The organism is Paracidovorax sp. MALMAid1276 (assembly GCF_049198005.1).
Taxonomy (GTDB): Bacteria; Pseudomonadota; Gammaproteobacteria; order Burkholderiales; family Burkholderiaceae_C; genus Acidovorax.
In genome coordinates this window covers 1-12,026 of the sequence record NZ_JBMIRS010000063.1, presented here as the reverse complement: position 1 = coordinate 12,026, position 12,026 = coordinate 1, and the positions used below count along the sequence as shown (strand labels likewise).

At 67.9% G+C, this 12,026-nt stretch carries 9 protein-coding genes; 5 read left to right on the top strand and 4 right to left on the bottom strand.

The window, feature by feature from the left end:
- Positions 1–53: 53 nt before the first annotated feature.
- The 3 genes from ACOQFS_RS03755 to ACOQFS_RS03745 form a co-directional block, all read right to left on the bottom strand.
- The gene (locus ACOQFS_RS03755) at positions 54–1,190 is read right to left on the bottom strand and encodes a PilT/PilU family type 4a pilus ATPase (protein ID WP_421561613.1); all 1,137 of its coding nucleotides are present in this window, start codon (positions 1,188–1,190) and stop codon (positions 54–56) included.
- 61 nt (positions 1,191–1,251) lie between these two features.
- Positions 1,252–1,887, bottom strand: a complete 636-nt coding sequence (locus ACOQFS_RS03750) for a Crp/Fnr family transcriptional regulator (RefSeq protein ID WP_421561612.1) — start codon at positions 1,885–1,887, stop codon at positions 1,252–1,254.
- An 89-nt stretch (positions 1,888–1,976) separates the two neighbouring features.
- Positions 1,977–3,020: a type IV pilus twitching motility protein PilT gene (locus tag ACOQFS_RS03745; RefSeq protein WP_409832707.1), complete on the bottom strand. Its 1,044-nt coding sequence runs from the start codon at positions 3,018–3,020 to the stop codon at positions 1,977–1,979.
- A 37-nt stretch (positions 3,021–3,057) separates the two neighbouring features.
- On the opposite strand from ACOQFS_RS03745, the gene ACOQFS_RS03740 reads away from it, so the two are divergent.
- A complete protein-coding gene (locus ACOQFS_RS03740; RefSeq protein ID WP_421561611.1) occupies positions 3,058–3,777 on the top strand; it encodes a YggS family pyridoxal phosphate-dependent enzyme in 720 nt (239 codons plus the stop codon).
- Between the two features lie 13 nt (positions 3,778–3,790).
- Here ACOQFS_RS03740 and ltaE read toward each other — a convergent pair whose 3' ends face one another.
- Positions 3,791–4,861 carry a low-specificity L-threonine aldolase gene (gene ltaE / locus ACOQFS_RS03735; RefSeq protein ID WP_421561610.1) on the bottom strand — a complete coding sequence of 357 codons (1,071 nt, stop codon included), beginning with the start codon at positions 4,859–4,861 and terminating at the stop codon, positions 3,791–3,793.
- A gap of 181 nt (positions 4,862–5,042) precedes the next feature.
- Between ltaE and ACOQFS_RS03730 the strand changes: the two genes are divergently transcribed.
- The 4 genes from ACOQFS_RS03730 (at position 5,043) to ACOQFS_RS03715 (ending at position 11,643) form a co-directional block, all read left to right on the top strand.
- Positions 5,043–8,318 (top strand): carboxyl transferase domain-containing protein, encoded by a 3,276-nt coding sequence (locus ACOQFS_RS03730; protein ID WP_421561633.1) that lies wholly within the window; start codon positions 5,043–5,045, stop codon positions 8,316–8,318.
- 129 nt (positions 8,319–8,447) lie between these two features.
- Entirely contained in the window at positions 8,448–9,587 is a 1,140-nt protein-coding gene (locus ACOQFS_RS03725; protein WP_421561609.1) for an aminotransferase class V-fold PLP-dependent enzyme, read from the top strand.
- Between the two features lie 33 nt (positions 9,588–9,620).
- On the top strand, positions 9,621–10,916 hold the full coding sequence (locus tag ACOQFS_RS03720; RefSeq protein ID WP_421561608.1) for a DUF445 domain-containing protein: 1,296 nt from the start codon (positions 9,621–9,623) through the stop codon (positions 10,914–10,916).
- A gap of 433 nt (positions 10,917–11,349) precedes the next feature.
- On the top strand, positions 11,350–11,643 hold the full coding sequence (locus ACOQFS_RS03715; protein ID WP_421561607.1) for a hypothetical protein: 294 nt from the start codon (positions 11,350–11,352) through the stop codon (positions 11,641–11,643).
- Positions 11,644–12,026: the final 383 nt, after the last annotated feature.

Here is a 12,026-nt window from a genome sequence, read left to right as displayed (position 1 = left end):
CTTCCCGGCGCAGCCGAGAGAAGGGGGAGGGCGCGCAGCGCCTCAGGGGGCTGTCACACGATCGCGAAGTGCTCGGTGCCCTGCGCCAGATCCGGCGACTTGGCACGCTGGCTGTTGAGCTTGATCTGCAGGCGCAGGTCGTTCAGCGAGTCGGCGTTGCGCAGCGCATCCTCGTAGGTGATCATGTTGGCCTCGTACAGGTCGAACAGCGCCTGGTCGAAGGTCTGCATGCCCAGGTTGCGGCTCTTCTTCATGATCTCCTTGATCTCGGAGACATCGCCCTTGAAGATCAGATCGGAGATCAGCGGGGTGTTGAGCATCACCTCCACCGCCGCCGCGCGGCCCTTGCCGTCCTGCTTGGGGATCAGGCGCTGCGACACCATGGCGCGCAGGTTCAGCGACAGGTCCATCAGCAGCTGCGCGCGGCGCTCTTCGGGGAAGAAGTTGATGATGCGGTCCAGCGCCTGGTTGGCGCTGTTGGCGTGCAGCGTGGCCAGGCACAGGTGGCCGGTTTCGGCAAAGGCCACGGCATGTTCCATGGTCTCGCGGTCGCGGATTTCGCCCATCAGGATCACGTCCGGCGCCTGGCGCAGCGTGTTCTTGAGCGCGGCCTCCCAGGTGTCGGTGTCCAGGCCCACCTCGCGCTGCGTCACCACGCAGTTCTTGTGCGGGTGCACGAATTCGATGGGGTCTTCCACGGTGATGATGTGGCCGAACGAGTTCTCGTTGCGCCAGTCCACCATGGCGGCCAGCGTGGTCGACTTGCCCGAGCCCGTGGCACCCACCAGGATGCACAGGCCGCGCTTGGTCATGGTCACTTCCTTGAGCACCTGAGGCACGCCCAGGCCGTCAATGGTGGGCAGCGTGAGCGGAATGGTCCGCATCACCATGCCGACCTTGCCTTGCTGCACAAAGGCGTTCACGCGGAAACGGCCGATGCCTGCGGGCGAGATGGCGAAGTTGCATTCCTTGGTGCGCTCGAAGTCGGCCACCTGCTTGTCGCTCATCACCGAGCGGGCCAGCGTGAGCGTGTGGTTGGGCGTGAGCGGCTGGGGCGAGACCTTGGTGACTTTGCCATCGACCTTGATGGCGGGGGGAAACTCGGCGGTGATGAACAAGTCGCTGCCATTGCGGCTCACCATCAGCTTGAGCAGGTCATTGATGAATTTACTGGCCTGATCGCGTTCCATCAGAAGTTCTCCCGTGCGTGTTCGTCGTGCGAACGGTCATTCGTGGCGTGGCTGCAGCGCATCATTTCTGGTTGTCGCTCAGGCGGGCGCTCACCACGCGCAGGCGCAGCGACAGCTTGCGGGCCAGCAGCGCTATCAGGCTGGCAGCCAGTTGCGGGTCCTTGCTCATCATGTCGTCCATGGCCTCGGCCGAGAGCACCGCGATCTCGCAGTCGGTGAGGGTGGTGCAGGCCGAAAACCGGATGCCGCTGTCCAGCAGCGACATTTCGCCCAGGATGTCGCCGGGCCGCGTTTCGGCCAGCCGCAGCTGTTCGCCCCAGGGCTGCACGCGGTCCACCGCAATGGTGCCGGTGAGCAGCACCACCATGAAGTTGCCGTATTCGTCCTGGCGGATCACGTCGCGGTTGGAGGGTACGGCGGCAAATTCGAAGAAGCGCTCCATGCGCTCCACGGCGTCCTTGTCCAGGTGCGCCATGTATTTGTCCTTGGCCCACAGGCCCTGCAGCAGCTTGCCGCCACGGCTGGTGGGCAGCCGCTTGGCGCCCACTTCCACCGCGCGCGCCTCCCAGGGCACCAGCATCGAGTCATCCACGCCCTGGCCCGCGAAGGCGGTGGAGAACAGCACGGAATCGGTGCTGTCGTCCCCGGACTTTCCGCCGCGGGATTTCGCTTTCAGAAGGCCAAGAATGCCTTTCATACTGTGCTCCGGTCTGTTGCGGCGCCGGGGCCGCAATGTCTTTTTTGTCTGCCTGTTTGTCTGCCTGAACGTGCGTTCGTCCGCGCGGGTCAGCCGGGGAAGTTTTCTGGGATCTTCGCCTTGCCGCGCGCTTCGGCGGGGCTGATGATGTTGCGCCGCACGAGGTCGGTGAGGTTCTGGTCCAGCGTCTGCATGCCCACGCTGTTGCTGGTCTGGATGGTGGAGTACATCTGCGCCACCTTGGCCTCGCGGATCAGGTTGCGGATGGCGCTGGTGCCCAGCATGATCTCGTGCGCGGCCACGCGGCCCGAGCCGTCCTTGGTCTTGCACAGCGTCTGCGAGATCACGGCCTGCAGCGATTCTGAGAGCATCGCGCGCACCATTTCCTTTTCTTCGGCCGGGAACACGTCGATGATCCGGTCGATGGTCTTGGCGGCACTGGATGTGTGCAGCGTGCCGAACACCAGGTGGCCCGTTTCGGCGGCCGTCATGGCGAGGCGGATGGTTTCGAGGTCGCGCATTTCGCCCACCAGGATGGCGTCGGGGTCTTCGCGCAGCGCGGACTTGAGCGCGGCGGCGAACGACAGCGTCATCGGGCCGACCTCGCGCTGGTTGATCAGGCACTTCTTGGATTCGTGCACGAACTCGATCGGGTCTTCCACCGTGAGGATGTGGCCGTACTCGGTTTCGTTGAGGTAGTTGACCATCGCCGCCAGCGTGGTCGACTTGCCCGAGCCCGTGGGGCCGGTCACCAGCACCAGGCCGCGCGGCTTCAGGGCCAGGTCGCCGAAGATCTTGGGCGCGTTGAGCTGCTCGAGCGTGAGGATCTTGGAAGGAATGGTCCGGAACACGGCGGCTGCGCCGCGGTTCTGGTTGAAGGCGTTGACGCGAAAGCGCGCCAGGCCCTCGATCTCGAACGAGAAGTCCACCTCCAGGAACTCTTCGTAGGTCTTGCGCTGCGAGTCGCTCATGATGTCGTACACCATGGCGTGCACCGTCTTGTGGTCCAGCGCATCCACGTTGATGCGGCGCACATCGCCGTGAACCCGGATCATGGGCGGCAGACCGGCGGAGAGGTGCAGGTCGGAGGCCTTGTTCTTGACGCTGAACGCGAGCAGTTGGGTGATGTCCACTGAGTCCCTCTATCGTTTGGTACGCTTATCAAACATTATGACCACGATTGCTAACAACCTCCAGCAGGTTCTGGGCAGGATGCAGCACGCGTGCGCAGCGGCCGGACGGGTGCCGGGCACCGTGGGGCTGCTGGCCGTTTCCAAGACCTTCGGCGCCGATGCGGTGCTGCAGGCGGCCAATGCGGGCCAGCGCGCATTCGGCGAAAACTACATCCAGGAGGGGGTGGACAAGATTGCCGCCGTGCGCGCTGCGGCACCGGCCCTGGCGCTGCAGTGGCACTGCATCGGCCCCATCCAGAGCAACAAGACCCGCCCCGTGGCCGAGCACTTCGACTGGGTGCACACGGTGGACCGGCTCAAGATCGCCGAGCGCCTGTCGGCCCAGCGGCCCGGGCACCTGGCTGCGCTGCAGGTCTGCGTGCAGGTCAACATCGACGGCGGCGCCACCAAGTCGGGCGTGGCGCCCGCAGAGGCGCTGGAGCTGGTGCGTGCTGTCGCGAAACTGCCACGGCTGGTCGTGCGCGGGCTCATGTGCATCCCCGACCATGCTCCTGAATTTGAAGCGCAACTCGCAATCCACATGCGCGCAAAGGCACTTTTTGACCAGATATCCGCGCTGCAGGAACCCGGCCTCGCGCAGTTCGACACCCTGTCTCTGGGCATGACGGCCGACCTGGAGGCCGCCATCCAGGCGGGCAGCACGCTGGTGCGTGTGGGCACCGGCATCTTCGGCGGCAGAAGCTACCCCGCCGCCTGAGCCGTCGGGCGTATCAGTCCGGCAGCTGGAACCGGGTCACGCAGTCGAGCGCGGCCTGCACGTCGGCCTCGCTCACATCCAGGTGCGTCACCCAGCGCAGGCGTGTCGCGCCGCCGTACAGGCTGCTGGTCACGCGCACGCCGTTCTGCGCCAGCCACGCGGTGAATGCCGGGGCCACATCGGCGTGCAGATCGGTGAACAGGATGTTGGTCTGCCCAGGGTGAACGGTGATCTTGCCCTGCAGCACCGGATGGCGCTCGTTGGCACCGCTCAGCCCTTGCGCCAGCCGCGCCAGGTTGGCATGGTCATCGGTCATGCGGCGCACGTGGTGCTCCAGCGCGTAGTGGCCGGCCGCCGCCAGCACGCCCGCCTGGCGCATGCCGCCGCCCAGAATTTTGCGGGTGCGCCGCGCCTGGCGGATGAAGTCGCGGCTGCCCAGCACCAGCGAGCCCACCGGCGCGCCCAGGCCCTTGCTCAGGCACAGCGACACCGAATCGAAATGGCTGCACAGCGTGCGCGCCTCGTCGTATACATCGCTGCCGTGGCGGGCCGCGTTGGCGGTGGCGGCGTTGAACAGGCGCGCGCCGTCCAGGTGCAGCGCCAGGCCACGTTGGCGGGCCAGGGCTGAGACCTCGGCCACGTAGGCCGGCGGCAGCACCTGGCCGCCGGTGGTGTTCTCCAGCACCACCAGGCGGGTGCGGGCAAAGTGCGGGTCGTCGGGCTTGATGGCGGCGGCGATGTCGGCCAGGCGCAGCGTGCCGTCGGCTTGCGTTTCCACCGGCTGGGGCTGGATGGAGCCCAGCACCGCCATCCCACCGGCCTCCCAGCGGTAGGTGTGCCAGCTCTGGCCCACGATGGCCTCGTCGCCGCGCTGGCAGTGGCCCCACAGCGCGATCAGGTTGGTCTGCGTGCCCGAGGGGGCAAACAGCGCCGCCTCAAAGCCCAGCAGCTGCGCCGCATGCTCCTGCAGCGCGTTCACCGAGGGGTCGTCGGCAAACACATCGTCGCCCAGCGGCGCCTTGAACATGGCCTCGCGCATGGAGGGCGTGGGCTGGGTGACGGTGTCGCTGCGAAAGTCGGGCATGGGTGTCCTGCAAGGCAATGGCAAAGGGCGCATCGTAGCGGGGGGCTGTGGCGTTTCGCGGCCGCAGGGTTTCTTCGGCTGCGTGGCTGTCGCTTGTTTGCCATGGTGCCACGCCCGTGGCCGCCAGAATGCGGCGCAATCCGTTGCCACCCTCTGGAAGCCCTGCATGACCGAGCGCCCCTTGTTCCACAAAGTCCTGGTTGCCAACCGGGGCGAGATCGCCCTGCGCACCGTGCGCGCCCTGCACGACCTCTCCATTTCCAGCGTGGCCGTGTTCGCCGACGACGACGCGGGCAGCCCGCATGGGCGCGCAGCCCACACCGCCGTGGCGCTGGGCGCGACCGGCCCGGCGGCGTATCTGGACGGCGCGCGCCTCATTGCCATCGCTAAGGCCGAGGGTTGTGACGCCGTACACCCGGGCTACGGATTCCTGAGCGAGCGCGCCGACTTCGCGCGCGCCTGCGCCGAGGCCGGCCTGCGCTTCATCGGCCCCACGCCGGCGCAGCTGGACCTGTTTGGCGACAAGGCCCAGGCCCGCGCGCTGGCGCAGCAGCAGGGCGTGCCGCTGATGCCGGGCACCCAGGCGGCGGTCACGCTGCAAGAGGCCCAGGCCTTCTTTGCGCAGCATGCCCACGCAGGCATCGTCATCAAGGCCATCGGCGGCGGCGGCGGGCGCGGCATGCGTGCGGTGGCCTCGGCCGATGACCTGCCCGCCGCCTACGCGCGCTGCCGCAGCGAGGCGCGGGCCGCCTTTGGCGTGGACGGTGTGTATGTGGAGCGCCTGATGGGCAATGCCCGCCACATCGAGGTGCAAGTGCTGGGCGACGGGCGGCACGTGGTGGCGCTGGGCGAGCGCGAATGCACGCTGCAGCGGCGCTTTCAGAAGGTGGTGGAGATCGCGCCCAGCCCTTCGCTGCCCGGCGCGCTGCGCGAGCGCATCACCGCAGCCGCGCTCGCCATGGCGCGCGCCGTGGCCTACGAAGGCCTGGGAACGTTCGAGTTCCTGGTGGACCTGGCCTCCAGCGACTTGCCCTTCGTGTTCATCGAATGCAACCCGCGCCTGCAGGTGGAACACACCATCACCGAAGAAGTGACCGGCGTGGACCTGGTGCAGGCGCAGATCGCGCTGGCCGCCGGCCGCACGCTGCAGGAGCTTGGCCTGGACCCCGCCGCGCCGCCACGCCCGCAAGGCTTTGCCGTGCAGTGGCGCATCAACGCCGAGACGCTGGCGGCCGACGGCGCGGCCACACCCGGCAGTGGCACGCTCACACGCTTTGACCTGCCCACGGGCCCCGGTGTGCGCGTGGACACGCACGGCATGGCGGGCGCCGCGCCCTCGCCGCACTACGACACGCTGCTGGGCAAGCTCGTCGTGCACACGCGCAGCCCGCGGTTTGCCGATGTGCTGCGCCGGTCGCAGCGCGCGCTGGCCGAGTGCCGCATCGACGGCGTGGCCACCAACCTGGCGTTGCTGCAGGCCCTGGCCGCGCGGCCGGAGATGCACAGCCAGGAAGTGCACACGCGCTGGCTCGAATCGGTGCTGCCGGATTTGCTGGATGCTTCCAAAAACATAGCTGCCAGCGCTTGTCCAGTAAGCGCTGGAGGCCAAAATCATTCAAATTATCTGCCCCCTGCGCCACAGGGTGCCGTGCTGGCGCCCATGCCGGCGCGCCTGGTGCAGCTGTGCGTGACCGAAGGAGACGTGGTGGCAGCGGGCGCCGAGCTGGCCGTGCTGGAGGCCATGAAGATGGAGCATGTGCTGCTGGCCCCGCACGCGGGCCGCGTGGGCGCGCTGCTGGCGGCGGCGGGCGGCCATGTCGCGCAGGGGCAACCGCTGCTGGTGCTGCTGCAGGCGGCCGAAGACGCCGCCGATCTGCAAGCCCGGGGCCCTGCGGTGCACGACCCCGGCCACATCCGGCCCGACCTGCAGCGTGTGATCGACCGCCACGCCTTCACGCTCGATGCCGCGCGCCCCGAGGCCATCGCCCGGCGCCACGCGCGGGGCGGGCGCACCGCGCGCGAGAACATTGCCGACCTGTGCGACGCAGGCAGCTTCATCGAATACGGTGCGCTTGCCATCGCCGCGCAGACGCGCCGCCGCAGCCGCGAAGACCTGATCGCCAACACACCGGCCGACGGCATGGTCACGGGCATCGGCGGCATCAACGGCGCGCTGTTTGGCGATGAGAAATCCCGCGCCGTGGTGATGGCCTATGACGCCACCGTGCTGGCCGGCACGCAGGGCGCGCGCAACCACGCCAAGACCGACCGCATGCTGGGCATCGCGCTGGCGCAGAAGCTGCCGGTGGTGCTGTTTGCCGAAGGCGGCGGCGGCCGCCCGGGCGACACCGACATGCCCGTGGTGGCGGGCCTGCACGTGCACAGCTTTGGCGCCTATGCCGCACTGTCGGGCCAGGTGCCGGTGGTCGGCATCGCGGCGGGGCGCTGCTTTGCGGGCAACGCGGCGCTGCTGGGCTGCAGCGACGTGATCATCGCCACGCGCGGCAGCAACATCGGCATGGGCGGGCCGGCCATGGTCGAAGGCGGCGGGCTGGGCGTGTTCCCGCCCGAGCAGATCGGCCCCAGCCACGTGCAGCATGCCAATGGCGTGATCGACGTGCTGGTGGACAACGAAGCCGAAGCCGTTTTGGCGGCCAAGCACTACCTGTCGTTCTTCCAGGGCCGCACATCAGAGTGGTCCGCGCCCGACCCGCGCCGGCTGCGCGCCGTGGTGCCCGAAAACCGCCTGCGCGTGTACGACACGCGCGCGGCCCTGGCGGGCCTGGTGGACGAGGGTAGCCTGCTGCTGCTGCGCACCGGTTTCGGTGTGGGCATCCACACCGCGCTGGCCCGCATCGAAGGCCGCCCCGTGGGCATCCTGGCCAACAACCCGCAGCACCTGGGCGGCGCCATCGACGCCGATGCGGCCGACAAGGCGGCGCGCTTCATGCAGCTGTGCAACGCACACGGCCTGCCGCTGGTGAGCCTGGTGGACACGCCCGGCTTCATGGTCGGCCCCGAGGTGGAGGCCACGGCCCAGGTGCGCCACGTGAGCCGCCTGTTCGTGGCGGCGGCGCACCTGCGCGTGCCGTTCTTCAGCGTGGTGCTGCGCAAGGGCTACGGCCTGGGCGCCATGGGCATGGCGGCCGGGGGCTTTCACGCGCCGGTGTTCACGGTGGCCTGGCCCACGGGCGAGTTTGGTGCCATGGGGCTTGAAGGCGCGGTGCGCCTGGGCTTTCGCAAGGAGCTGGAGGCGCTGCCCGAAGGCGCCGAGCGCGACGCGCTGTTTACCAAGCTGCTGGACCGGGCCTACACCAACGGCGAGGCCATGCACATGGCCGCCACGCTGGAGATCGACGCGGTGATCGACCCGGCCGAGACGCGGGCGTGGCTGGCGCGGGGCCTGGCGTCGGCGCAGGTGGGGCCGTTCGCGCCGCGGTTCGTCGATACGTGGTGATAAGCTGCCCCGCTGCATTGTTCAACAGCACTGACGCAAGCAGAGGGGGCGCACAACGCTTGGGCCCAGGGGGCCAGCGCATCGTCGGCACCCGCTTTGTGTCCGTCGCATTCAACGGAGAGATTGCCCATGCCCGGCCTTTTGCCCGATATCGACCCCGACGGCCTGCTCGAATTCTCGGTGGTCTACACCGACCGCGCGCTCAACCACATGTCCAAGCGCTTCACGGGCGTGGTGCAGGGCATTCTGGCCACGCTGAAAGAGGTCTACCACGCGCACACCGCTGTGCTGGTGCCCGGCAGCGGCACCTTCGGCATGGAGGCCGTGGCCCGCCAGTTCGCCAACCAGGAGAAGGTGCTCATCGTGCGCAACGGCTGGTTCAGCTATCGCTGGACGCAGATCTTCGACGCCGACAAGGGCCTGGGCGGCGGCTCGGTGGTGTGCAAGGCGCGCCCGCAGGGCAGCGGCCCGCAGGCCCCCTGGGCACCGTGCCCGGCCGACGAGGTGGCCGCCACCATCCGCGCCGAAAAGCCCAAGGTGGTGTTCGCGCCGCACGTGGAAACCGCCAGCGGCATCATCCTGAGCGACGACTACCTGCGCACGCTGACGGCGGCGGCGCACGAGGTGGGCGCGCTGTTTGTGCTGGACTGCGTGGCCTCGGGCGCGATGTGGGTGGACATGCAGGCCACAGGCGTGGACGTGCTGATCAGTGCGCCGCAAAAGGGCTGGAGCGGCTCGCCCTGCTGCGCGATGGTGATGTTGAGCGAACGCGCGCGCCAGGCCATCGAGGGCACCACCAGCAGCAGCTTCTCGTGCGATTTGAAGAAGTGGATGCAGATCGCCGAGGGCTACGAAAAAGGCCAGCACGCCTACCACACCACCATGCCCACCGACGCGCTGGTGCGCCTGGCCGAAGTGATGGCCGAGACGCGGGAATATGGCTTTGCCAAGGTGCGCGAAGAGCAGATTGAGCTGGGCGCCAAGGTGCGCTCGCTGCTCGAATCGCGCGGTTTTCCCAGCGTGGCGGCAGAGGGCTTCAAGGCCCCCGGCGTGGTGGTGAGCTACACCACCGACCCCGGCATCCAGAACGGCAGCAAGTTCCGGGAAGTGGGTCTGCAGACCGCGGCCGGCGTGCCGCTGCAGTGCGATGAAGGCCCGGACTTCAAGACCTTCCGCATCGGCCTGTTCGGCCTGGAGAAATGGCACAACGTCGACCGCACCGTGGGCCACCTCGCCAAGGCGCTGGACCAGATTGCCGCGGCGGCCTGACGGATCGAATGTCAGCACGGCGGGCCCGCCCCGATGAGCGCCGGAACTGACAGCGCAACCCTTGCCTTGCGCCGCGCCAAACGGCATGCGCTGGGCCTGCTGCTGCTGGTGACGGCCGTGTTCATCGCCACCAGCGCGGTGGAGCGCGGCCTGTGGCTGAACGGCGTGAAAGCCGTGGCCGAGGCCGCCATGGTGGGCGCGCTGGCCGACTGGTTCGCAGTGGTGGCGCTGTTCCGCCGCCCGCTGGGCCTGCCCATCCCGCACACCGCGGTCATCGCGCGCAACCAGGCGCGCATCGGCCGCAACCTGGCCACGTTTGTGCGCGACAAGTTCCTGGATGTGCCCTCGCTCGTCGCGCTGATCCGCCGGCACGACCCTGCCGAACGGCTGGCGCAGTGGCTCACCGCGCCGGGCAACGCCGCACTGCTGGGCCACCAGGCCACGCGCCTGGCGTCGGCCGCGCTGGAGACGGTGCAGGACGCGCAGGTGGAGCGCTTCATCCAGAAGGCCGCGCGCACCTTGATCGGCCAGGTGGACATGTCGCGCGCGCTGGCGGCGGTGCTGGACACGCTGACCCACAACGGCCGCCACCAGGCGCTGCTGGACGATGTGCTGGGCAAGCTCATCGAGCTGCTGCAGAACGAGCAGACCCGCGCCTGGGTGGCGCAGTCCATCGTGGCCTGGCTCAAGAAGGACCACCCGCGCACCGAGAAGTTGCTGCCCAGCGACTGGCTGGGCGACAAGGGCTCGGCCCTGCTGGCCCGCGCGCTGGAGAGCCTGATGGCCGACGTGGCCGCCAACCCGCAGCACGCCCTGCGTGCGCAGTTTGACGCCGCGCTCCAGCGCTTCATCGAGCGCCTGCGCAGCGACCCGGAATGGGCGCGCAAGGGCGAGGAGATCCGCACCTGGCTGCAGACCGACGCCACCGTGGGCGGCTATGTGCAGGCGCTGTGGCAAGACCTGCGCGGCGCCCTGCAGCGCGACCTGGCCGATGCCGACTCCGCGCTCGCGCGGCAGGTGGGCAAGCTGGGCCTCTGGCTGGGCGAGTCGCTCGCGGGCGATGCGGCGCTCAGGCAGTCGTTCAACGACCGGCTGGAGCGCTGGGCAGAGGGTTTGGCGCCGGATGTCTCGGCGTTCATTGCGCAGCACATCGAAGACACGGTGCGGCGCTGGGATACGGAGGAGATGACGCAGCTGATCGAGCTGAACATCGGCAAGGACCTGCAGTACATCCGGATCAATGGCACCGTGGTGGGCGGGCTGATCGGGCTGGTGCTGTTTGTGGTGCCGCATGCGGGGGAGGTGTGTTGGGCGGTGGCGGGTGGTTGAGTGCTGCCAAGCCATGGTCCTTTCTACCCAGGAAAACATTGTCGACGTGTGCACAACCAGGGTTCACTGCCACGAGTCGTGTGCGCGTGCGGGAATCCGCACCGCGAACCTTGGCAAACTTCACATCCGTTCGCTCCTGCGGTGCATCGGTGTGGTGAAAACTACTTCTGGTTGCAAAAGACTGTGGGCTGATGTCGGCTGGGGGGCTTAGGCTCTCGCCACTTCACCTTGGGGGCTGTCTTGACGCAACATGTAATGCCGCGTCCTATGGGGCGCGGACGTGACGCGGCTGGGCACGATCCGTGGGACTTCAAAGACAAACAGAGCATTCCGGCAGGAGGTGATCTGGGCCCTCAAAAAGCCGGGGCTGCCTTACTGTCCCGGTTCTTCGTTCCCGGCGACAGCGGGAATTTTCTTCAGCAGGTCTTAGATAGTGGCATCCCTTCTTAGCCGTGCGAGGTGGGTTTTCTACGGGGCGGCGGCGGCTGTCCTTGTCTTGGTAAATATCTATCTGTTGACTGTCCATGCCCACCTGTGGACAAGCGGAAAATTCATCGTGGGTGCTTTTTCTGGGCTGTTGTTGGCACTAGCGCTGGCGTTGGCTGGGGTTTTCTGGGGAGCTGGTTTTTATCTGCGAAGAGATGCACTCTTGGACAGGCTGCTGTCGGCGGCTTTCCTGGTCTCGTTGCTTTGGTTTTTTATTCCAGGTCGATTTTCTGTGGAGTGATCTGAGGCCGAGGGGCCTCGCGCGCAGCGCGTCATGCAGTCGAGTGAGCGCCCTGCTACGGAAATTGTCGTGGCTGGGGGCACGTATACGGGCGTGCCCGTTTGAAAGGCATGCTTGTGCTCAGGGCGACCCCCAGTCTGCGACCCCTTCGCGGTGCTGCGGGGCAAACCTGCGGCGGGGCCAGAGGGAAGGGGCAGCCGAACAGCCAACAGCCCAACAGCCCCTCGGGCCATCGCTGCGCTCGGCCCTGTGGCCGCAGCGCGAGGCGCTTGCGCCCGCGAGATGGGGCCGAGCGCAGCGATGGCCCGTGTGGATGTCCGCACCCCAGCCCTTCAGGATGCGCCGAGGAGCGCAGGGCGTGGGGTGGCGTGTGCCGAAGGACA

Excerpts from the sequence above, each read along its gene's own strand:
- ACOQFS_RS03755 (WP_421561613.1), bottom strand. The coding sequence starts at position 1,190 with ATGGAACGCGATCAGGCCAGTAAATTCATCAATGACCTGCTCAAGCTG.
- ACOQFS_RS03750 (WP_421561612.1), bottom strand. The coding sequence starts at position 1,887 with ATGAAAGGCATTCTTGGCCTTCTGAAAGCGAAATCCCGCGGCGGAAAG.
- ACOQFS_RS03740 (WP_421561611.1), top strand. The coding sequence starts at position 3,058 with ATGACCACGATTGCTAACAACCTCCAGCAGGTTCTGGGCAGGATGCAG.
- ltaE (WP_421561610.1), bottom strand. The coding sequence starts at position 4,861 with ATGCCCGACTTTCGCAGCGACACCGTCACCCAGCCCACGCCCTCCATG.
- ACOQFS_RS03725 (WP_421561609.1), top strand. The coding sequence starts at position 8,448 with ATGCCCGGCCTTTTGCCCGATATCGACCCCGACGGCCTGCTCGAATTC.
- ACOQFS_RS03720 (WP_421561608.1), top strand. The coding sequence starts at position 9,621 with ATGAGCGCCGGAACTGACAGCGCAACCCTTGCCTTGCGCCGCGCCAAA.